Raw genomic sequence first — 22084 nt, forward strand, 5'->3', positions numbered from 1 at the left:
ATAATGGATGTCAAAAGAAAAATACGATCCGTATAAGGGGTTTAGGGATCTTACAGGATTATGGGAAAAACAAATGAACTCACTGCTAATGGCGTGGGCTGATAACAGTGAATTTGTTAAATTATCAAATCGCAGTATGGCCACACATTCACGCTACATGGAGTTGTTAAAGAAGAACCAAGAAACCATGGCTAATCTAATGAATATGCCAACTAAGAGTGATGTTCAAAATGTTGCAAAGCTAACCATTCAGGCCGAAGAAAAAATAGATGCTCTAGAGGAGCAGATTTGGAATTTGCAAGATAGCTTTACTGAAATAAACAAAGGAAATATGGAGTTTTTTGGTGAGCTTGTTAGTCTTTCAAAAGAGATGAAGACAGAACTCGAAAAAAACGCGAAAGAATTACGTGAAACAAAAAAGGTAAAGGCAGATCTTCAAAAGTTACGAAAAGAACTTTCGGATACGAATGTTCTTATTGCGGAACTTCAGGAGTTAAGACAAGGCCTAGCTGAGACGAGCAGTCTAAAGAGTGAGCTTCAAGAATTAAAGCAGGAACTAGCTCAGTATCAGGAACCAAAAACCGAGGCCAAAGAAGAAAAAAAAGAATTAGAATTGGCAGGAGTCGGATTAGGTAAATAATTTGGGAAGTAGGGGAAATGATGGCGATTGAATCACCAGTGAGAATTCCAGCCTTAGATTATGAAAAAGAAATGAAGCGCTGGAGTCAAGTTTTTAAGATACTAAGTGAAGATGGTCCGAAGATTGAGCATTCACCTCGGCAATTAGTGTGGAGGAAAAATAAAACGACCCTTTGGTACTATGCTGCTGAAGAAAAAAAGTATAGCACACCTTTGTTCTTTGTTTATTCACTTTTAAACAAACCATATATTTTAGATATCAGTCCAGAGACAAGTGTTATCGCAGGTCTTACGAAACGTGGATATGATGTTTATCTACTTGACTGGGGTACCCCAGGCTATGAAGATAGCGATATTAGTTTTGACACTTATATTCTTGACTACCTTGAAAAAGGTGTTAAACGTGCTCTACGTCACTCTGGAGAAGAAGAGATTTCTGTTGTTGGCTATTGCTTAGGTGGAACCATTGCTTCCATCTTCGCTTCTATAACCGATTTACCAATTAAAAATTTAATCGTTGCAACTGTGCCAATTGATTTTAGTACGGGAATAGGACCTGAAAAGTGGCTTGAAGGCATGAAAAACGGTCAGTTTGAAATTGATCGTTTAGTAGATGTGTATGGAACGATACCAGCTGATTATATTTATTATGGTATGAAGAGCTTGGCGCCAATCTATGTTAGCCCATATGTTGGTTTGATGAGTCGAGCACATGATAGTAAATATGTTGAAAGATGGCGTCGGATGGATAAATGGCTTAATGACGCAACTCCATTTACGGGTGCTGCCCTAAAACAAATGTTCAATGAGCTATATAAAGAAAACAAACTTGTTAAGGGTGAATTAGTGATTGGTGGGAAGAAAGCAGATCTAAGCAAGATTGATTGTCCTTTCTTCGCAGTTTCATCTGCTAATGACAGTCTTATTGCTGAATCTCAAAGCTTACCAATCATGGACTTAGTTTCGAGTGAGGATAAAACATATAAATTGGTTGAAGCGGGTCATGTATCCCTTGCTTTAAGTGGGATGTTCGCACCACTCGTTGATGAATGGTTAGCCTCACGTTCAACGAAGGTTGAGGACAAAACTAACTAGTCAAAGCTCGAATAAGAAGGGGGAAGGGTGCTACCCTTCCCATTTTATTTTCCTTTTTAGGCGGAGGCTTTACAATTTTTTTGTTTACTAATAAACTTGCTAACCAGCTGATTGAACCTGTCTTTTGCTTCGAACTTTGGTACATGGCCAGTATTACGCATAATCACAAATTCAGAATGTGGAATTAATTTGTGCATCCATAGTTGTAGCCAAGGAGGCAAGACTGAATCATATTGACCAGCAATTATTAGAGTAGGCACTTTAATCCTAGGTAATAAGGATAGGTTATTGACTTCCATACATGCCTTTCCTGAGGCTAAAAAAGCACTAGGTTCTGGTTGATAACATTCGATAAATTTTTGAATTGATTCATCATTCCATGAGTAAAGACACTTTTTAGCAGCATTATCTCTGCGTTCCTCTGCTGTTAGTTCCTCAATTTGTGATTCCCGATATTTTAAGTAAAGCTTTCCAAGTCTTTTTGGCATGTAGTGGAAGGTACAAGTTAATATGAGGGACCGGCACATTTCAGGTGCTTGACGATAAATTTCTTGCGCTACGGCACCGCCCATGGACAAACCAAGGATGTGAGCGCTTTCAATAGAAAGCTCATTCAGTAACCCAATGACATCTTTGGCGAATGCCTCAATTGAGATTCCTTCGATGGACCTATATTCACCATGGCCTCGTAGGTCGGGGATAATTAATTCATAATATTCCGACAATTCATATTGGCTTTGCCAACCTTCTTTTACCTCACCGAGACCGTGAATCAATACCAATGGCTCTCCGCTTCCAAAGTGTAGATAAGGAATCCCAGCAGTACTTACCTGTGTATTTTTCATCTCCAACCACCTTTTTGATTTTTTACTTTTATTCCCAAATTACAACGACCTTAAACATTCATAAAATGTTCAAAATCTTTTTACATTTTATGTATATGTTGAAAAAGCACAAAGTTTACTACCTATATGTAAAATACATATAACTGGATAAACTTGGTTGACAGGAGTTGGACATAGGTGTAAAATACATATAGAGAGACAGTTAAGAAATATCTGTTATCTTCTATGTGTATTTTACATATAGGTGAGGTGATGAATCGTGGTAAATAATGAGAACAATCAATCAGTGAATCCATCTAAGAATTTTGTACTGCCATTCATTTTATTACTTCTAAGTAGAGTATCCCTCCATGGTTACGAACTCAGTCAAAAACTTCAGGCGTTTGGTTTTAAAAGCATCGATCAAGGCAATCTTTATCGATTGCTAAGAAAGCTTGAGGCGGACGAGTTAGTTTCTTCCGAATGGGATACAACGGGAAATGGCCCTGCTAAAAGAAAGTATTCGATTACGAAGGCTGGTATTACATATTTAAAAGGCTACGCCAATCAACTAGAAACCTACCAGTCCATGTTGGACCAGTTTTTCTCAATGTATAGTAGTTTTCTTGAGCTCTATATCCCTTCATTTTCGACAAGGGATTCGATAGAGAAAAAAAGTAGTCAAAAGAGGAGGAACGATGATGGCAAAGAAGAATGAAACAATCGAAGTTACTGAAACAAATACGAACCCAACTGATTTATTTGTAAATACTTTATGGGATCAGTATGAGCAATCTCTTGCTAGATTTAGAAAGCTGAGAGAAACACAAGAGGATGCTTTCCTTAACTCGTTTAAGGAAGTGCTTAAGTTTAATAAGGAATACAGAAGTTCAATTGGAAGTTTATATCAGCAAACAAGAAAAACAAATTTAGAATTAGCTAAAGGCGTGGTTTCAAATATTAATAATCGTGAAGAAAAAGTTGAGGTTGCACCTAAACTAAGAGATTTTGATGAAGTAACGAACCAATTAAAAGAAGTGACACAACAGGTAGAAAAGCTTGCTATAACTCCTGTGAAATCAACTTTTACCTTCATTGATCAGCTTGAACAAAGTTTAGAAAAGAATGCTGAGTCTTACCTTACCTATTCACGTGAGCGCCGGAAAGCATGGCAGCAGGTTACCGATGAATATGTAAAACAAGCTAGAAAAACAAATCATGAAGCTGTTGGCTTTGTAAGAGAAAAGTCTAAAGAACTTGTTAAAGCTGCTAAGTCTGAAGAGCTTGTAAATAGCTAAAACAGTAAATAACGATTAAAAAACCACCAACATTGGATGTTGGTGGTTTTATAGTATAAGAGCGTAAATTACTGCCTTCCTTTTAAATTAATTTCCCCATATTGACCCTTTTATTGAGGGCGTACATGATAGGTATTCCTACAGCTAGGACCACTAATTCACCAGCAGCGGTAGTTAACCAGGTGAAAAAGAACGGCAGATTAAAAGCAAGCTTTAGCTCAAATGCAATAATGTACATGTTAAAGGTGAACACGGCCGTATTCAGAACCATTAATCCAATCACGTTTTTAATATAGCGTGAAGCTGCAATGGTTATCAGTAATGATATAACAGAATGTGCAACTCCAAACACGAGATCATAAGCGACAATAGGTGAGAAAAATAAATTAGTAAGGAAGACACCAAGGACAATTCCATAGAAATAGTTTCTGTTGAAAACAATCAGATGGTTAAACATTTCTGATATACGAAATTGTACATTCGTGAAACCAAAGGGTTGGATAACGGCGGAGACAGCAATATACAAAGCGGCTACGATTCCGTTTCCTACAATCGTTCTTATATTCAAGTTCATCTCTCCTTAGTTTTTTTTCGTGGGATGGTTTCGAACCACGTGACCTTATTTAAAGAACAATTATTAAGTATAGTTTAATTTGGTGGTTACCACAATAACTTTTTCTGAGAACTACTTTTTTGGCTACAAGAGCAATTCTTGGTCTGTTGATTTTTACGCCAAGAAACGATCCTTAGCGCAGTTTTTTTTGTTTTGAATTCATTTACTGCACCAAGAGCCATCCTTGGTGCAGTTTCCAAAGAACATCAATGATTATTAGTAATTGACAACTGGGCTAATTGTAGATTATATTAAGAATAATTATTTTGAATAGTTCTCCTAAAGGGGAGTAGCTTTTACAGCAAGGTCGTCATTTCGGAGATTATCCATCTCCCGGCTTTGTTGGCAGCGAATTCGTTGTTAGCAAGACCTTTACCTGTTCGGTAGAGGTCTTTATTTATTTAAAACCTTTGCCATTTTATGGTAGAGGTTTTTTGTGTTAGGATGGATAATTGTGTTCGTTCTCTATATCCAGCTCCAGCGCCTAGCCCCGCGCTCCTAGGAGGGACACGAAGACATAAGCCACTCCCTTTCAGAAGGTAAAAAACACCTTCTTACAGGTCGCGTCTTATGCTTGTCGTCCCTGTGCAGTCGCCTGCGCTTTTCGTACAATCGGTCAAGAAGGTTGAAAAACAACCTTATTGACGGCTCGTCTAGACTCACGGGGCTGAACAAGGCGCTTGCGCTTTTGTTCCTGTCCAAACCCTTTCAACTAGTCTTGAACTAAACTAGATATAAAATGTTTAAAAAGGAGAAGGAAACCGTGAAAAAAAGAAAGGAAACACTTATTGAGTTAATAAGAAAGAATAAAGAGGAATTATTGAACGATAAAGCAGAAATAGAAAGAATCGAGGAACGCTTAGAGGCAAAACATGAAAAACGCATCAAAGTAAAGTGAAATAACTTTGGAGCAACAATAAGGGATTATATTTAAACAAAATGGGTTTAGGGAAATGTAAAGAGTAAGAATGAAAGGTGATAATCTTGATCAAATTTTTGAAAAGAATAAAATTCATTTTTAAGTTCTGGAAATCGATTCCTTTTATCATTGATTTCTTTAAAACTAAGGAAGTGGATTTATATAAAAAGGTACTTAGTGGCTTGATGATTCTAACCTACGCATTCTTTCCTTTTGACTTGATTCCGGATTTCATTTACTTATTTGGAATCATTGACGATATTGTGGTGACGAGTTTCATTATAGAAAGAATGGTTAAGTGGGCTCCGGAAACACTAAAAAATAAATATCGTCTTATATAAAGGGTTTGTTAAACAGGGCTGTTGATTTCCCGCTCCAACCAACAGTATGTAATCAACAATGAACTTAAAACAGCCTTTTAAAAAGATATAGGTTTACGAGGAGGAATAATTAGGGTGGATTTTTCAATTTTATTAGAATATGGTTGGGTATTATTGGTTTTAGTGGCTTTAGAGGGTTTATTGGCTGCTGATAATGCCCTTGTTTTGGCTATTATGGTGAAGCACTTACCTGAAGAGGAAAGAAAGAAGGCGTTATTTTACGGGCTTGCGGGTGCCTTTGTTTTCCGCTTCCTTTCGTTATTTATCATTTCTTTCCTTGTAGATGTTTGGCAGGTTCAGGCGATTGGAGCTCTCTACTTATTGTTCATTGCAATCAATCATATCGTCAGGAAATTGGTGTTTAGAAAGAAAGAAGATGATCAGCCTGATACAAAAGACAGAAAACAGTCGGGTTTTTGGGTAACGGTGCTAAAAGTAGAAGTGGCAGATATAGCATTTGCTGTAGATTCAATTTTGGCTGCAGTAGCACTTGCAATGACCTTGCCGAATACAAATCTTCCTTCCATTGGTGGCATGGATGGTGGAAAGTTCCTTGTCATCTTTGCAGGTGGGTTAATTGGGGTAATCATCATGCGTTTTGCCGCCACATTATTTGTGAAACTTCTACATGCTCGACCAGGTCTAGAGATTGCTGCCTTTGCAATCGTCGGTTGGGTTGGGGTCAAGCTAGCCGTTTTAACTCTAGGGCACCCAGATGTTGGGGTCATTTCATATGAATTTGCTCACTCAAGTGCATGGAAGCTTACCTTCTATATCGTACTTATCGGAATCGCTGCAACTGGCTGGTTCTTGTCTAAAGATAAAAGTGCAGAACAATCTGCTGCATAACGATATTTTATCATCTAGAGCTGCCTTCTTTAAGGCAGCTCGTGCCATATTTGTAATATATGGCATGAATATGAAAGAATTAAAATGAACGTGATAATAAAAACTAAGTAGGGTAATTATTATAATTTGTTCTATATCTATATAAATTTGGAGGTTGGTCTCTTTTGAGCATCGAAATATTGGTACTAATTGTACTAATTGTGTTAAATGCCTTTTTTGCAGCATCTGAAATGGCACTTGTTTCCTTAAATGATAATAAGATTAAACTTATGGCTGAGGGAGGAAATAAAAAAGCGATATTGGTTTATAATTTATTATCTGAACCCAGCCGTTTCCTAGCAACCATTCAGATTGGTATTACTTTGGCAGGTTTTTTAGCCAGTGCATTTGCAGCAGGGAGTTTTGCTGGCAGATTAGGTGAACTTTTATTTAATTTAGGTGTGCCACTAAACCAAAGAATGCTGGAATCGATTGCTACTGTCATCATAACCCTGCTCTTATCCTATTTCACCTTAGTATTAGGGGAGTTAGTACCTAAAAGATTAGCTTTACAAAAGGCAGAAGCGGTAGCCTTCTTTGCAGCTTCCCCGTTAACATTTCTGTCCAAGATTACTCATCCGTTCGTGAAGCTTCTTACATGGTCCACAAATATAATCGTTCGATTGTTTGGTTTGGACCCTAATGCAGAGAACGAGAATGTTACGGAAGAGGAAATAAGAATGATGGTTGATGTGGGGGAAGAAAAGGGGACAATCCAGGAAACTGAGAAGCGAATGATTAATAATATTTTTGAATTCGATAACAAGACTGTTTCCGATATTATGACACATAGGACAAACATTTTAGCTATTCCAGTGGAAAGCACCTTAAAGGAAATTGTCCATATAGTTAATGTTGAAAAGTACACGCGAATCCCCGTTTTTGAGGAGGATATTGACCATATCGTCGGGATTCTACATGTAAAGGATTTATTTCAGTTTCTTGAAAATGGAGAAAAAGACGCCTTCGACTTAAAAGAAATGGTACGAGAGCCATATTATGTTCTTGAATCTATAAGAATTGATCATTTATTTAGGGATATGCAAAAGAATAATGTCCATTTGGCCATTGCTATTGATGAATATGGGGGCACAGATGGGATTGTAACAATTGAAGATTTAATTGAAGAAATCGTCGGAAATATTTTTGATGAATACGACGAACCTGAACTGGATGTTAAAGATTTAGAAGAAATCGATGAGTTCAATTATTTAATGGCCGGAACAATCAATTTGTATGAAGTCGAGGATGTTCTTAAAATAGATTTCCCTACACAGGATTATGATACGTTAAGTGGATTTATTATCGGACAACTTGGATATATTCCAGGAATGGAAGAACGTCCAGCGATTGAATATGAAGATATCGTGTTCGCTGTCGAGGAAATGGACGATAGGCGAATTGTGAAAGTGAAAGTAAGCGTGAAGGAAAATGCTCAGCAGACGCAATAAGATCGAAAACATCCTCCTCTTTATTTTAAGGGGAGGATGTTTAATTATTGCTTTAATTATTTAAAAGCAGTTGCAAATAAAGGACGTTTTGCCATTTGCCGAACTTAAAGCCAACTTCTTTGAGTTTACCGGCGAACTCAAATCCGAATTTTTCATGCAGGTGGACGCTACCATCGTTTCCTTCGGTTATTCCCGCTATGATTGTGTGGTATTCTAGTTCTTTTGCTCTTGTAATCATATCCTTCATTAATGCTTGGCCTATCCCTTGGCCTCGATACTTGTCCGATAGATAAATGGAAATCTCCACTGTAGTAGCATAAGCCTCCTTCGCGTTGTATGGAGATATCCCGCAGTAACCGGTAATCTCACCATTGATCACAGCGACCATTAAAGGATATTGTTCATTATATTTATAAAACCACTGCTCCCTTTGTTCTAACGTTTGTTCTTCTAAGTCAAAGGTTGCTGTCAGATTTAAAATAGCCTCATTATAAATATCCAACATTGCAGGTACATCGTTTATTTTTGCTCTCCTAATTATCAAAATTCAAGCCCCCGTTTTCCAAATTTTAGCACAAATATGATTTTTTCTTGGTAAAATAGAAGTAGTATATCTTGTGAAATATTATCTCCTCTTATCGAGTGATTTTAAAGTGTTTTAGCCCTACAATTGTAAAAATATTTTCGGCAGGAATGAAAGTTCATATAGTAACAGGTACACGCAGCAACCAATCAAAGGGTAGGTGATGGTAGACTAAGATAGGAAAAGCCTAGTTGGTATGGATGGGGGGAGAGTGAAAGCATGTCAAAGCGAAGAATAAAATTAAGCGAATGGCAACTTCTGAAAAGGGAAATGAAGTTTTTGGAAGAAACGGGTGTTTTAGATCCGGGTAAGACAAAAGAAATCGAAGGCTTATATGAGGAGGAACGAGTTTCTTTCACTAAAACCCTTTTATATGTTGGTTCGGTTTTGATTGGAATCGGCGTTCTTAGTTTTGTTGCAAGTAACTGGTCTGAAATTGGGAAGTTAACTAAATTTCTACTTATTATTGGCTTGTTTATCGCATGTAACTTTACTGGTCTCCGAATGGAAAAAAGTTTCCCTAAAACAGCAAAAAGTCTCTACTACCTTGGAGTTATTGTATTCGGGGCGGGGATATTCCTTGTCGGTCAGATGTTTCATTTTGGAGGCGATTTTCAAGATGCATTTTTATGGTGGTCATTAGGAATTCTGCCGTTAGCCTGGGTTCTACGAGATAAGTGGATATTACTAGGATCTTCAATTTTAATACTTATATATATGACAGATGAATCAATCATAAGCGGGCAAATGGTTCCTTACTGGATTCTGTTTTGGATTGCCATCCTGTATTTTTTAAACGACAAGATTGGGTTTTCGCAGGCTACTGGAGTTGCGAATAGTTTGCTCTCACTTGCCTTTATCGCTTCAATCCTCAAGTTCTCCCTAGATGGTATTGCTAATAATGAATATATTTATGGACTTATCTATTTTGTTATTGGACTTGGGCTTGTCCAAATGAGTGGAAAGGTTCGTGAGATTCACGTAATCTTAGGTTACTTTATCCATGGAGGAGCCGCTCTTCTCCTCTCCTTTGAAGAAAGTTGGCCAGTTGGGTGGATCTTCCTTGTATTTTCCATTCTGTATTTAATTTATCTCTTATATCAAATTAATAAAGGGAGCCTTCTCAGTATAGTTATTCTTTGTTTAATGATTTTCCGATTCTATTTAGATTACACCTTCGACTTCCTGCCAAAATCTCTCGTCTTTATCATAGGTGGACTTCTTTTGCTTACATTTGGTATTTATTTTGAAAGGCAAAGGAAGAAAGGGGGAAATCGGCTTGTCTAAACGTTCGAAGCAGTTCATTTTGGCTTGTTTAGTACCGATTGGTATTTTATTGGGCATGACAATAACCCCGATATATACGCTTATCACAGGTGATGAAATTATCCTGCGTACTATTCCTGTCGATCCGACTGATCTATTTCGAGGTGATTATGTTGTCCTACGCTATGAAGCGGAAGAAGTTCCAAGCTCTCTTTTAGAAAAGGAAGTGCGAACAGAGCTGGATATTGGCCGGTATGATCTAGAGGTATATGTGAGTTTAGACTATAAAAATGGTACTCATGCTCCAAGTAGCGTTAGCTTGAATCGGCCAGACTCTGGCTTATACCTAAAAGGGGAATTAAGCTATATTGGACCTTCTTGGAATGGTGGAGTGGAAGGTGCGGAAGTCGCATATATAAGTTATAGCCTTGATAAATATTTCGTCGAAGACAATACAGGTCTAGATTTGGAGGAGGCATCTAGGCACGGCAATATTCTTGCAAAAGTAAAGGTGAAAAACGGTTATGCTTTTTTGACTGATGTTTCCATTGTTAGGTAGCTAAAAAATAGGGACTGAACAAAGGGTGTAAAACTCGTTGTTCAGTCTTTTTTAATAGGCGTAACCTGATTTTTCTAGTTTTAAGCCCAAAGACCTATATAGATATAATCTTTTTGAAAGAAGGTAGTACTAAAGCTCCGGAAAAATAAATAAAAAAGATAGGTCCATGTACCATAGTAAACTATAACGAAATAGTAATATTATTAACATTATAAAAAGTCTGATTATAAATACTATTTTGTGTTTTCCGGGCTAAAACTTTCATTCAAAGGAGTCGAGGACATGGGTAAAAAGTCGTTTAAAACTATTCTCGCGAGTGCAGCAGTTGCACTAGCACTTTCAGGCGCTGGAGTTGGGGCTGCAGCACCAGTAAATGCAATGCAAACGCCAAAACTTGCGGAACTTGTAGGAGATTTTGATTTCTCCTCTTCAGCTAAAAAAACCGTAATCGTTGAGCTAACAGAACCATCTATTGTAGAAGCAAAACAGAAGGGGCAGAAGCAATCAAAGGCAAATCTATCAAAAGCTCGTAATCAAGTAAAATCACAAGTTGCTAAAGCGGTTAAAAATGCAAAAATAAATCGTGAATACGATCACGTCTTTTCCGGGTTCTCTGTGGAACTTCCTGAAGAAGGAATTCCAGCATTACTTGCTATGCCTGGAGTTAAGGCTGTATACCCTGATGTTACCTACACAGTAACAAGTGTTGGCGAAGTTGAGGCAGTCTCTGAGGAAGTCTTTAGTCCAGAAATGTTTGATAGTGCGCCGTTTATCGGTTCTGATGAAGCGTGGGAAACAGGCTTCACAGGTGAAGGTGTGACAGTTGCGGTTATTGATACTGGAGCTGACTATACTCACCCAGACCTAGCACATGCCTTTGGAGAAAATAAAGGCTATGACTTTGTTGATAATGATAAGGATCCACAGGAAACACCAGCTGGTGACCCAAGAGGGGAGTCCACACAGCATGGTACCCACGTGTCTGGTACTGTTGCTGCGAATGGAAAAATTAAAGGAGTAGCCCCGGACGCAGAATTGCTTGCCTATCGTGTGCTTGGACCAGGTGGTAGTGGGACAACCCAGAACGTGATCGCTGGAATTGAGAAAGCGGTTGAAGATGGCGCAGACGTTATGAATCTTTCATTAGGAAATTCCTTAAATGATCCTGACTATGCAACGAGTATCGCATTAGACTGGGCCATGTCTGAAGGGGTTGTCGCCATTACTTCCAACGGTAACAGTGGACCTAATAATTGGACAGTTGGTTCACCAGGAACATCGCGTGACGCAATTTCTGTAGGAGCGACACAACTCCCATTTAATCTTTATGATTCTACTCTTTCTACATCAGAGGGTGTATCCTACCCTTCTGCAAAAGTTATGGGCTTTCCGAGTGATGAAGAGTTGCTAGCTCTTAGTGGGAAAGAATATGAATTTGTTGACGTTGGTTTTGGTGCACCAGAAGATTTTGAAGGAAAAGACCTCATTGGTAAAATAGCGTTAATTAGCCGTGGTGGCTTTGCCTTTGTTGATAAAGCCACAAATGCTAAAAACGCAGGAGCAGTTGGAGCGATTATCTACAATAACCTAGCTGGTGAGCATGCAGATGTCCCTGGAATGGCTGTTCCAACAATTAAAACGACTCAAGAAGATGGACAAAAACTATTAGCTGAACTTGAAGCGGGCAACAACAAAGTATTATTTAATATCGAATTTGATTCAGAAGTAGGAGAATCAATGGCTGACTTCTCGTCCCGCGGTCCGGTAACAGGCACTTGGATGATTAAGCCAGATGTTTCCGCTCCTGGGGTTAACATTACGAGTACGGTTCCAACGCATGACCCAGCAAATCCGTATGGTTATGCTGCTATGCAAGGGACTAGTATGGCGGCTCCGCACGTAGCCGGTGCAGCTGCTCTTATTCTTGATGCAAATCCTGAATGGGGTGTTGATGATGTAAAGGCGGCCTTGATGAATACAGCTGCAGATGTGATTAATCCTAGCACAGGAAAACCATATCCACATAATTCTCAAGGTGCAGGAAGCATTCGGGTAGTTGATGCTATCAATACAGAAACATTAGCTGCTCCAGGAAGCCATTCATTTGGAACATTCCTTAAAACAAAAGGCAAGCAGGTAGAGAAGCAGCAATTTACTATTAAAAATCTGTCTGCAGAAAAGAAGAATTATAGCTTTGAAGTAAACATGGGTGAATACTCTGATGCGATTAAAGTATCGACAAGTAATAACTTGAAAGTAAACCCAGGTAAATCTCAGAACGTGAACTTAAATGTAAAAGTGGATGCTGGTCAGCTAGCACCAGGATATTATGAGGGTTCAATCACAATTAATGATGGCGAAGCAGCAATAGATGTACCGACAATTTTATTTGTACAAGAACCGGATTATCCACGTGCAGAATACTTAGCTGTTTCACAGCAAGGCGAAAACTTCCAAATTCAAGGTCTATTCCCGGGTGGAGCTGAGCAGGTGAATTTCTTTGTCTATACATCCGATTCAAAGGGAGCAGTTGGAGAATATTTAGGAACCTTCGCTTCTTATGAGGAAGTGCCGGCAGGATATTCAACATTTGAATGGGATGGAGTTGTAAATGGCCAGAAGCTTCAGGCGGGTAATTATTACAACTTATATGTACAAGCAACCTATAAAAATCAAACTGATACTACCGGGGTAAATTTTCTCGTACGTTAAATAGAAAATAGGTAGTTCCATCAGAATTGACTAAAAATCGTTTGGATTTTCGTATCCAAACGGTTTTTTTTGCTTTCCTAGGCAAATTGGTTGGTAATAATTTCTTGGAGAGCGAACGGGCTCACCCGACTACACCTTGTCGCATACGATGCACTAAAACGACAAGGGAGGTGTGACATTTTTGGGAAGCAATAGGATTTTACCTTTAGTTATTACAGGGTTTCTTGCTGTTATGATCTCAATTTGTGCGTTCTTTCTGATTGGGAACAACAATTCTTCTGAGCCTACTACAGGAGAAACCAGTGAGACAGAGCAAAAGACAACTTCGAATGATAAAACAAATCAAGGTGGAACGTCCGGAGATAGCGATATAACAAATAATGTAGAGAATAATGTAGATGGAGAAGAAGCAGATATCAATAACTCAATTAACAATAACCTTCAAAATAGTAGCGAAAATCAAATCGATAACAGTATAACTAACAATGTTGAAGTCAATGTAGATGTCAATGTAACCAATAACATCTCGAATAATGTTGAGGGACAAAAAGACTCTAATTCTAGCAATGATGGTGACAATAGTAACAACAATAATGGAGACAGTAATAGTGGTGAAAATGGAAACAGCGGAGATGACTCCAACGGAGATAATAATGATGGGAATAATAACGGCAATAACAATGAGGATGAGAATACCAACCAAGAGGAAATCATCTGGGGAGTCGATTCAGCTAGTCTAACGACAGAAGATATGATTGCGTGTGTAGAAGATAACTTTGGATCCCCTGATATTTGGGGTCGCTATTTAGGTGATAAAGAAGGTGTATCACGAGGGTTAACCTCGGATGAAATAGAGCTTTTACAATCTAACGATATTAGAATCCTAGTTATATGGAATCACTTTGAGAATGCCACTGGCTTTGATAATGGTCAGAGTGAAGCAGAAGAAGCGATTCAAATGGCACAAGACTTAGGTGTTCCAGAGGGTGTCGCTATCTTTGCAGATATTGAACCTAATTATCCTGTAGACTCAGAGTTTATCAGAGGTTGGTTCGAGACAATGAATGAGTCCCAATATACTCCAGGTTTTTATGGTGTATTCGATCCAGAGCGAGACTTATATGCCGCTTATGAACAAGCGGGAGCAGACAATGGTCAACTGCTCGAGAATGCTTATGTATGGACGGCCGCGCCTAATAATGGTATTACAACAGAAGATAACGCTCCTGAGTATCAGCCACAAGCACCTGAAAACGCACAGATTGGTGGATGGCAATATGGTTTAGATGCGCAAGCATGTAACATAGATACGAATCTTTTCAATAGTGAGCTATTAGATGTGCTATGGTGATTCTTCGGGAAATCTAATAGTAGAGGGAAACGTTTTGTGGTTTAAGCCCAATCGTTTCCCTCTTCTTGTTTATTTATTACGGTTTGTCGGAAGCTTTTCACTTGGGTTATTCTTCCCTTGGCGCTTACGATTTTGCTCATCTTTTTGTTGTTTATCATGAAGCTTATTTAAAAATTCATTTGTGCTATCCATAATGACCCTCCTTGATATGATTCTGTTTTTACTTTAACCATTTCGGTGGAAAACATACTGCACGGGAATGGAAGCAAAGAAAATGGAAAAAATAAATGAACAGACCTGGACCTTATCATCGATACGATTGTCCCAATAAAGGAGTTTTAAGAATGGAAGCTGCAGAAATTGTAAAAGCCAATTATGACGAAGTTCCTGTGATTACCGAAATGTTTGAGGATTGCAAAGCTTATCTGGAAAGTCGTGGTATTCTGCAATGGGATGATCAATATCCAAGTCAGGAATACTTTGAGAAAAAGTTCGCTGGTGAAAATTTATTCGTACTTAAAAGAAATGGAGAGATCCAAGGGGCAATGGTACTTGATGAATGGCAAACCCCTGAGTGGGAGAGTGCGGATTGGACAGTAGTAAAAGGGAATCCACTAATTCTGCATTCATTCTGTGTACACCCTTCAACTCAAGGCTTAGGATATGGAGGACAAATGCTCCAGTTCGCGGAAGACTTCACAATCGAACAAGGTTACCCTGCTCTTCGGCTGGATACATATGCTGGCAATATGTCTGCTGTCCGCTTTTATGAAAAAAGAGGGTATAAAAGAACTGGAGAGGTAGAATTAACAGGAAAACCAGAAGGACATGAGAAATATTACTGTTATGAGAAACTGTTTTAAGCAAATGGGGCCTGCCCACTTTTCTTAATGAAAAGAGGTTAGGTCTCTTTTTATGTTAACATGATTATAGAATTTCTACGCCTTTAGAAAGCGCTATAATAAAATAGAGATAGGGTTTAAGCTCTAGGGGGACAGATTAGATGAGTAGTGTAAAATGGGGTAACCGTTATGTTATATATGCAATCGGAATCTTGGTGCTTTCAGGCCTTCTTGATTTATATATCTTTTATCTATCCTCGATGCCCGGAAAGACCCCAATTTTGTTTAAGTTGGTATTAAACATTGTTGTCCTTTTTATCTTTTGGCGATTAATTTCTGGCATCAATAAATATGAAGCAGAACTACAGGGGAATCGTAAGAGGTTAAAAAACATCTTTGATACTCTCGATGTGGCGATTTGGTCTCACGATCTTAAAACGGATGCCCTGTTGATAACAACTGGAATTGAAAAGTTATATGGCTATTCCTCTGATTATTTTTACCAGGATCATGAGCTCTGGAAAAAGGTGATTCTCCCCGATGATGCACAGGTTTTAGCTGAACGAGAAAAGAAATTAGCACAAGGAGAACCAGTGACGAGTGAGTACCGAATTATCCGTGCAGATGGTGAAGTGCGTTGGATTCAAGATAGAGGCATACCCAGCCTAAATCAATTGGGAGAACTAGTTGATTTTAATAGCGTTTTATTTGATATTACTGATCGTAAAGAGAGTGAAGGGCTGTATCATAGTCTTGTTGAGATGTCTTCTGACCTTGTGGCAGTTTATAGTAGGGGAAAGTTAGACTATATCAATGAAGCAGGATGTAAGCTCTTTAAGGCGGACAACCAACAGGATCTTATCGGGCAGCCGATATCTAAGTTGATTCCTTCCAATATTCTAACTCAATTAAAGTTACGTCAACTTTCTTTAGATGAAAATACTGAAGAGAAGATGTCCTTTGAATTTATGATAAATGATTTTGACGGTCAAAAAATAGATTTAGAAATGACCGCGGTTCCGATTCTCTATGAAGGAAGAATGGCTGAACAAATTGTTGGAAGGAATATCTCCCAACGAAAACAGGCAGAAGAGACCATTAGGCGGATGGCTTACTATGATGTACTCACAGATCTTCCAAATAGATATTTGTTTAGACGACAGTTGAGTGCAGCGTTAAGTGAAATAGGGGATCAATTCATTGCTATATTGTTCCTGGACTTAGATCGCTTTAAAATTATTAATGACACGAAAGGCCATTTTATTGGAGATCAATTACTAAAGGTTGTTGCAACAAAGTTGGAAGAAGCTGTTAATCTTGATGGTATGGTCGCACGAAATGGTGGCGACGAATTTATAGTTTTGCTGGAAAATACCAACCGTGAAAAGACAGAGGAAGTTGCTCAGCGGATTCTTGACCAATTTTCACAAGGAATGGATGTAGCAGGACAAGATTTTTATGTTACGACCAGCATTGGAATTAGTCTTGCACCTGTCGATGGAGAGGATGAGGAAACGTTATTAAAACATGCTGACACAGCCATGTATTTGGCAAAAGACCGAGGGAAGAACAACTACCAATTCTATACAAACAAACTTCAGGAACTGTCTTTATGGAAATTGGAAATAGAGAATGGTTTGAGAAAAGCTTTGGAGAATCACCAGTTTGAGCTTCATTTTCAACCACAATTTGAGATGGAAACAGGGATGATTGTAGGAGTTGAAGCTCTCGTACGTTGGCAACACCCTGATAAGGGTCTGGTATCACCGGCAGAATTTATTTCTCTTGCTGAGGAAACAGGACTTATTGTTCCCCTCGGTTATTGGGTATTAAAAGAAGCATGTCTACAAAATAAACGTTGGCAAAATAGCGGGTACAATCCTATGGTCATCTCAGTCAATGTTTCAGTCCGTCAACTTCAAAATGAAAATTTTGTTGAGATGGTGAAAGATATTCTCTGCCAAACAAATCTAGACCCCTGTTATTTGGAACTAGAAATTACGGAAAGTATGATGTTAACTCAAGAAAGTTCCACTTCTCTGTTAAAACAGTTAAACGAGTTAGGCGTTTCCGTTGCCATTGATGATTTTGGGACAGGTTATTCATCCTTATGCCGTTTGAAGCAGCTACCGATAGATCGAATTAAAATTGACAAATCATTTGTAGATGATATTGACCATCATCCAAATCAAGGTGCCATGGTCAAGACTATTATTGATATGGGACATAATTTAGGATTCAGGGTAATTGCCGAGGGAATCGAAACGCAAGCTCAGGCTGATTTTCTAATGAAACACGAATGTCTACATGGACAAGGCTATTATTTTAGCAAACCACTACCTGCTGTGCAGGTTGAAAAGCTTTTTAATTAGCATAAAACTTCTCATGCCGTATTTACATGAGGAGTTTTTTATCTTATGTTTACCTCTTTTCCTTCACTTCTTGTAAAAATTCAAACATGAAAAATCTGAACGGGTTGGTGACTTTTGTTTTGAGATGGCTGTTTTCGTAAGAATTGTTGTTAGTAGTTAGGGAAATTAGGAAATCCAGAATCAAATGTTGCTGAGGGAAAGGTTAAGTATCTTACAGAATTTCCCGAACACGAAAGCCCACTTCTTCAGGGGTGGGATGAAAGTGAGGTCGAACAAGGTATGTCTTCAGACATATCAATTGTTCAAATTTTTTGTTGCGAACGTGCGTTCCTAACTGATAAAATATAGTCAACAGGAGGTGAGTACGTTGGCTAAGTCTAAAACTCCAAGTTATGTTTTAACATTGAGGTTAAAAACTGAAATATATCAGGAACACAAATTATCCAAAAGATTCGAATTGGCTAGAAGCATCTACAATGCCTGTTTAGGTGAATTGTACAAAAGATATGCAGCTTTAAAACAATCTAAGCGGTATAAAATTGTTTGTAAAATGGAAAAAGGCAAAGAGCGAAATAAACTTTTTTCAATACTGAACAAGGAGTTTGGTTTAGTCGAGTATTCACTACATGAATTTGTAAAGCCTATGCAACATCAATTAAAGAAGAATATAGATGCTTTCACTAGTCAAAAGGTTGCCACAAGAGCTTTCAAGGCATTCGAAACACTAATGTTTAAACGAGGTAAGAAAGTACATTTTAAAAAGTACGGTGAAATGTATTCTGTTGAGGGAAAATCTAATTCAACAGGTATTAGATACAAGAACGGCAATGTTTTGTGGAATGGTCTTGTTCTTCGAACAATTGTTAAAAAGAATGACGTTTATTCTTATATAGCTCTTAAAGATAAAATTAAATTTGTTAGGATTAAAAGAGAATGGATAATGAATAAATTTGTATACTACGCACAGTTGGTGCTCGAAGGTACGCCTCCGAAAAAATACAATTCCGAAGGAATTAAAGATGGGGGCTCTGCACGAAAAAGAGTAGGCATCGACATAGGTACTTCTACTGTAGCAGTTTGTTCTGAAACTAATGTTATCTTGACTGAATTAGCACCAAACGTTGCCCAATTGGATAAAAACATAAGAAATATACAAAGAAGTTTAGATAGAAGCAAAAGAGCAACTAACCCATTGAAATATAAAGAAGACGGTACCATTAACAAGAGCAATAAAGACAAATGGATATATTCTAAACGATACATGAAAAATAAGGCTCAACTAAAAGAGCTGCAGAGATTAAATAGAGTGAAAAGAAAACAGGATCACGAAATACTTTCCAACACCATTCTCTCATTAGGTGATATTATTTTTGTCGAAACAATGAGTTTTAAAGGACTCCAAAGAAAAGTAAAAGAAACAGCGGTCAATGATAAAGGTAAATTCAAGAAAAAGAAAAGGTTCGGGAGAACAATTGCCAATCGAGCACCTTCGATGCTTTTAGAGATTTTAGAACGTAAACTTAAATACATAGATAAAAGTTTAAACAAGGTAAACACGGCTCTTGTAAAAGCAAGTCAGTACAATCATTTAACTAATTCATATGAAAAGAAACGCCTTAATGATAGATGGAATGATTTTGGTTTTTGCAAAATACAAAGAGATTTATATTCTGCATTTTTGTTAATGAACTGTAAGGATAACTTAAATGAAATAGATAGAGATATGTGTAATCAGAATTTCGAGCAATTTAGGTCCGTACACAATTTGGAGATAGAACGATTGAAATTGAAAGAAAAAAACCCCGTTAGTATGGGTGTTTAAGGGTTAATACCGGTTTAGGTACGAGCCGAGACGAACGTCAATAGAAACAATGGTTTCTTTGTTCGTAAAAGTCTAGTTGAACATATATGAGTTCCGATGTGTTGTAACTCGAAGAGTTCATACTCTTTTAGTGAGAGCATCGTAGAAGTGTTTAAGTAAACTAGAACCCCACTCCTTCAGGTGTGGGAGTATCAGCGAGGTGAATGAACAAATGTTTCAGCAAATCAACGGCTTAGACAGTTGGTTGAACATTCTATTGAAACATTCCTACCCATAAGAATATTTGAGAGCAAGAATGAGGTGACCGGGAATTCCTACCCCTTAATTGTTCGTAACCAGAGGTTAGGGCCTTTGGTATGACGGTTAGGGACACTATATATGTCAACCACAATATAAAAAGGGAGTAGCTGGGCCCGATGAAATCAATGCTAAAAGGCTTTTACTCCGGTATAAACATTTTGATAACAGATAGGTTTTGATTTAGTTTAAGTCGAATAGCTTAAATTAATAGAAGTAAGAAGTGCCTTGGAGGTGAGGAGAAGGTGATTTTTCAAAGTATCAATCTGGCTTTGCGCTTTAGTTTGGAAATCTTCGCTTTAGGCTCTGTAGCGTAATGGGGATTCATGTTTGGAGAGGGAGGCTTGTTAAAGTGGGTATTGGGTCTGGGGGCACCTACTTTGCTAGCGGTTTTCTGGGGAATATTTGGTTCTCCAAAGGCAATTATTAATCTTTCTACACCCTTACATTTTGTCCGTTGAGACCCTAACTTTTGGCCTACCTGCTCTTGCTCTATACTTTGCTGGAAAGCAGCAAATCGCTTTTATCTATATTATTCTATAATAATCAGTCGAAGTTTGATGTTTATTTGGAATCAATAAAAAACCATATTTTATAGACTGTTTAATGTGAAGAAAAATAAATGAAAGAGAAAAGCCCACAACCCGATGATGTGGGCTTAAATAGTTAGTAATAGGTTTGGAAGTTTGTGGTTCGCTCGGATATTTTTTACCTCAATCCTATGTTTCACTATTTCTCTTTTCCAACCTCATTTTCAAACCGGGCTTTGGCCTTAGGGTAATAAGTGGTTGGGGTTTAATGATCTTATGATTGGGGCTTAGCAGGAGGCGATATCGGCGAGCAATACAGGCGAGAACAAGAACCATTTCCATAAAGGCGAAGTGATTCCCGATGCAAACCCTTGGACCACCTCCAAAGGGGAAGTAGGCATAAGTGGGTAATGTTTTCATAAAATTATTTTCGAATCTTTCGGGCTTAAAGGTATCCGGTTCCTCAAAGTGGTCAGCTTGTCGGTGGATTACATATTGGCTCATGAACACGGTTTCTCCCTTTTTAAATAGGAACCCACCGATTTCAACATCCTCGTCCACTTGCCGTCCAATGACATAAGCAGGGGGATATAAACGAAGAGATTCCCAGATTACGTTTTGTGTATAAGTTAGCATTTGGAAGTGTTCTGGGTTGAGAGTTTCAGTACCAATAATAGAGTCAATTTCTTTATGAAGTTTTTCCTCTACCTCTGGATGCTGCGATAATAGGTAAAGCGTCCATGATAAAGCATTTGCTGTTGTCTCGTGTCCAGCAAGGAAAATGGTCATTAGCTCATCGCGAAGCTGCTGGTCGGTCATGCCTGTCCCATGATTCTCTTCCCTAGCGGCCATTAAGATTCCAAGCAGATCTTCCTTCGGGCTATCTTCCTGTCTTCTATTGCCAATAATACTAAATAGTACTTCATCAAGTGCTTGGGTAACTTGTTTAAATTCACGATTGGTTTTGGATGGAATCCATAGAGGAAGCGGGATAATAGACCTCATTCGCTTGATGGCAAGCTTCATCCCATTCTCAACAGAATCTCCTAAACGTTCATGGCCCTCTTTGAAATCCATACTAAACATCGTTTTGCTGATAATCCCTAAGGTAATATCTAACATATCCTCAGTGACTTCGGTTTCCATCCCATCGTTCCATTTACCTATATATTTCTCCGTTATATCAATCATATCTTGAGCGTAAAGGTTTATATGAGTTTTCTTGAAGGCAGGCTGTATCAGTCTTCTCTGCTGCATATGCACTTCCTTTTCACTCGTTAACAGACCTTCACCAACTAGTGCTTTTAAGGACTGAACATCTTTCGATTTAATAAAGCTTTTTTGTTTGGTCACAAGTACTTCTTTTATTAGTTCAGGATCCGAAAGTAGAATCACTTTATGAAGCGGACCTAAGCGAAAACGGACAATAGATCCATATTCACTCGTAAGATTTTGCATGAAATGAAGCGGATTTTTTTGAAAATCGTTTAAATGTCCTGTAAAAAAACTGCCGTTCTGAGCTAAAGGTATTTGTTTATTATTAAATGAATCGTCCAAATAACATGTCCTCCTTTCCTGTCCATATGGCCAATTATCAAGCCAGGTCTACTCCGTATTATGATAAGCAAAAAGAAGTGGATTGG

The 22084-nt window shown here is 38.2% G+C and carries 21 protein-coding genes and 1 riboswitch; of the genes, 16 read left to right on the top strand and 5 right to left on the bottom strand.

The genetic code is table 11. The features are described from left to right. Positions 1-7 precede the first annotated feature (7 nt). The gene (locus tag BMX30_RS11660; protein ID WP_090745447.1) at positions 8-640 is read left to right on the top strand and encodes a hypothetical protein; all 633 of its coding nucleotides are present in this window, start codon (positions 8-10) and stop codon (positions 638-640) included. Between the two features lie 17 nt (positions 641-657). Then, positions 658-1734 (top strand): alpha/beta fold hydrolase, encoded by a 1077-nt coding sequence (locus BMX30_RS11665; protein ID WP_244532573.1) that lies wholly within the window; start codon positions 658-660, stop codon positions 1732-1734. Positions 1735-1790: 56 nt separating this feature from the next. Here the strand turns inward: BMX30_RS11665 and BMX30_RS11670 are convergent, their stop codons facing one another. Beyond that, complete coding sequence (locus BMX30_RS11670) at positions 1791-2579, bottom strand: alpha/beta fold hydrolase (RefSeq protein WP_090745453.1); 789 nt, start codon at positions 2577-2579, stop codon at positions 1791-1793. A gap of 259 nt (positions 2580-2838) precedes the next feature. Between BMX30_RS11670 and phaQ the strand changes: the two genes are divergently transcribed. After that, positions 2839-3276, top strand: coding sequence for a poly-beta-hydroxybutyrate-responsive repressor (phaQ, locus tag BMX30_RS11675; protein WP_090745456.1), 438 nt, complete (start codon positions 2839-2841; stop codon positions 3274-3276). Continuing rightward, entirely contained in the window at positions 3260-3856 is a 597-nt protein-coding gene (locus tag BMX30_RS11680; RefSeq protein WP_170843859.1) for a hypothetical protein, read from the top strand. Before phaQ ends, BMX30_RS11680 begins: the two co-directional genes overlap by 17 nt. Before the next feature lie 82 nt (positions 3857-3938). On the opposite strand, the gene BMX30_RS11685 is transcribed toward BMX30_RS11680, so the two are convergent. Further along, a complete protein-coding gene (locus BMX30_RS11685) occupies positions 3939-4424 on the bottom strand; it encodes a QueT transporter family protein (RefSeq protein WP_090745461.1) in 486 nt (161 codons plus the stop codon). A gap of 6 nt (positions 4425-4430) precedes the next feature. Next, a riboswitch (PreQ1 riboswitch) is annotated at positions 4431-4475 on the bottom strand. Between the two features lie 757 nt (positions 4476-5232). On the opposite strand from BMX30_RS11685, the gene BMX30_RS23215 reads away from it, so the two are divergent. The 4 genes from BMX30_RS23215 (at position 5233) to BMX30_RS11700 (ending at position 8107) form a co-directional block, all read left to right on the top strand. After that, positions 5233-5367 (top strand): FbpB family small basic protein, encoded by a 135-nt coding sequence (locus BMX30_RS23215; protein ID WP_244532574.1) that lies wholly within the window; start codon positions 5233-5235, stop codon positions 5365-5367. 86 nt (positions 5368-5453) lie between these two features. Then, a complete protein-coding gene (locus BMX30_RS11690) occupies positions 5454-5729 on the top strand; it encodes a YkvA family protein (RefSeq protein ID WP_425283760.1) in 276 nt (91 codons plus the stop codon). A gap of 114 nt (positions 5730-5843) precedes the next feature. After that, positions 5844-6617: a TerC family protein gene (locus BMX30_RS11695; RefSeq protein ID WP_090745464.1), complete on the top strand. Its 774-nt coding sequence runs from the start codon at positions 5844-5846 to the stop codon at positions 6615-6617. A gap of 164 nt (positions 6618-6781) precedes the next feature. Next, positions 6782-8107, top strand: a complete 1326-nt coding sequence (locus tag BMX30_RS11700; RefSeq protein WP_090745467.1) for a hemolysin family protein — start codon at positions 6782-6784, stop codon at positions 8105-8107. A gap of 52 nt (positions 8108-8159) precedes the next feature. On the opposite strand, the gene BMX30_RS11705 is transcribed toward BMX30_RS11700, so the two are convergent. Then, on the bottom strand, positions 8160-8651 hold the full coding sequence (locus tag BMX30_RS11705; RefSeq protein ID WP_244532575.1) for a GNAT family N-acetyltransferase: 492 nt from the start codon (positions 8649-8651) through the stop codon (positions 8160-8162). Positions 8652-8909: 258 nt separating this feature from the next. On the opposite strand from BMX30_RS11705, the gene BMX30_RS11710 reads away from it, so the two are divergent. The 4 genes from BMX30_RS11710 to BMX30_RS11725 all read left to right on the top strand — a co-directional run bounded on the left by BMX30_RS11710 (position 8910) and on the right by BMX30_RS11725 (position 14578). Then, a complete protein-coding gene (locus BMX30_RS11710) occupies positions 8910-9977 on the top strand; it encodes a DUF2157 domain-containing protein (RefSeq protein ID WP_090745472.1) in 1068 nt (355 codons plus the stop codon). Continuing rightward, positions 9970-10515, top strand: coding sequence for a GDYXXLXY domain-containing protein (locus tag BMX30_RS11715; protein WP_090745474.1), 546 nt, complete (start codon positions 9970-9972; stop codon positions 10513-10515). Before BMX30_RS11710 ends, BMX30_RS11715 begins: the two co-directional genes overlap by 8 nt. A gap of 282 nt (positions 10516-10797) precedes the next feature. Continuing rightward, positions 10798-13227, top strand: coding sequence for a S8 family serine peptidase (locus BMX30_RS11720; protein ID WP_090745477.1), 2430 nt, complete (start codon positions 10798-10800; stop codon positions 13225-13227). A gap of 172 nt (positions 13228-13399) precedes the next feature. Next, positions 13400-14578 (top strand): glycoside hydrolase domain-containing protein, encoded by a 1179-nt coding sequence (locus BMX30_RS11725; RefSeq protein ID WP_244532576.1) that lies wholly within the window; start codon positions 13400-13402, stop codon positions 14576-14578. A 69-nt stretch (positions 14579-14647) separates the two neighbouring features. Here BMX30_RS11725 and BMX30_RS11730 read toward each other — a convergent pair whose 3' ends face one another. Beyond that, positions 14648-14770, bottom strand: coding sequence for a DUF4023 domain-containing protein (locus tag BMX30_RS11730; RefSeq protein WP_090745480.1), 123 nt, complete (start codon positions 14768-14770; stop codon positions 14648-14650). Between the two features lie 152 nt (positions 14771-14922). Here BMX30_RS11730 and BMX30_RS11735 point away from each other — a divergent pair, with 152 nt between their 5' ends. The 4 genes from BMX30_RS11735 to BMX30_RS24255 all read left to right on the top strand — a co-directional run bounded on the left by BMX30_RS11735 (position 14923) and on the right by BMX30_RS24255 (position 20372). Beyond that, positions 14923-15441, top strand: coding sequence for a GNAT family N-acetyltransferase (locus BMX30_RS11735; protein ID WP_170843860.1), 519 nt, complete (start codon positions 14923-14925; stop codon positions 15439-15441). Between the two features lie 140 nt (positions 15442-15581). Then, on the top strand, positions 15582-17792 hold the full coding sequence (locus BMX30_RS11740) for a sensor domain-containing protein (protein WP_090745485.1): 2211 nt from the start codon (positions 15582-15584) through the stop codon (positions 17790-17792). 358 nt (positions 17793-18150) lie between these two features. Continuing rightward, positions 18151-19614 carry a transposase gene (locus tag BMX30_RS11745; RefSeq protein WP_244532577.1) on the top strand — a complete coding sequence of 488 codons (1464 nt, stop codon included), beginning with the start codon at positions 18151-18153 and terminating at the stop codon, positions 19612-19614. A 623-nt stretch (positions 19615-20237) separates the two neighbouring features. After that, positions 20238-20372 carry a DUF2568 domain-containing protein gene (locus BMX30_RS24255; RefSeq protein ID WP_090745491.1) on the top strand — a complete coding sequence of 45 codons (135 nt, stop codon included), beginning with the start codon at positions 20238-20240 and terminating at the stop codon, positions 20370-20372. Between the two features lie 258 nt (positions 20373-20630). On the opposite strand, the gene BMX30_RS11755 is transcribed toward BMX30_RS24255, so the two are convergent. After that, a complete protein-coding gene (locus BMX30_RS11755) occupies positions 20631-21998 on the bottom strand; it encodes a cytochrome P450 (protein ID WP_244532578.1) in 1368 nt (455 codons plus the stop codon). Between the last annotated feature and the right edge of the window lie 86 nt (positions 21999-22084).

The sequence above is a fragment of the Mesobacillus persicus genome, assembly GCF_900109925.1.
GTDB lineage: Bacteria > Bacillota > Bacilli > Bacillales > Cytobacillaceae > Mesobacillus_B > Mesobacillus_B persicus.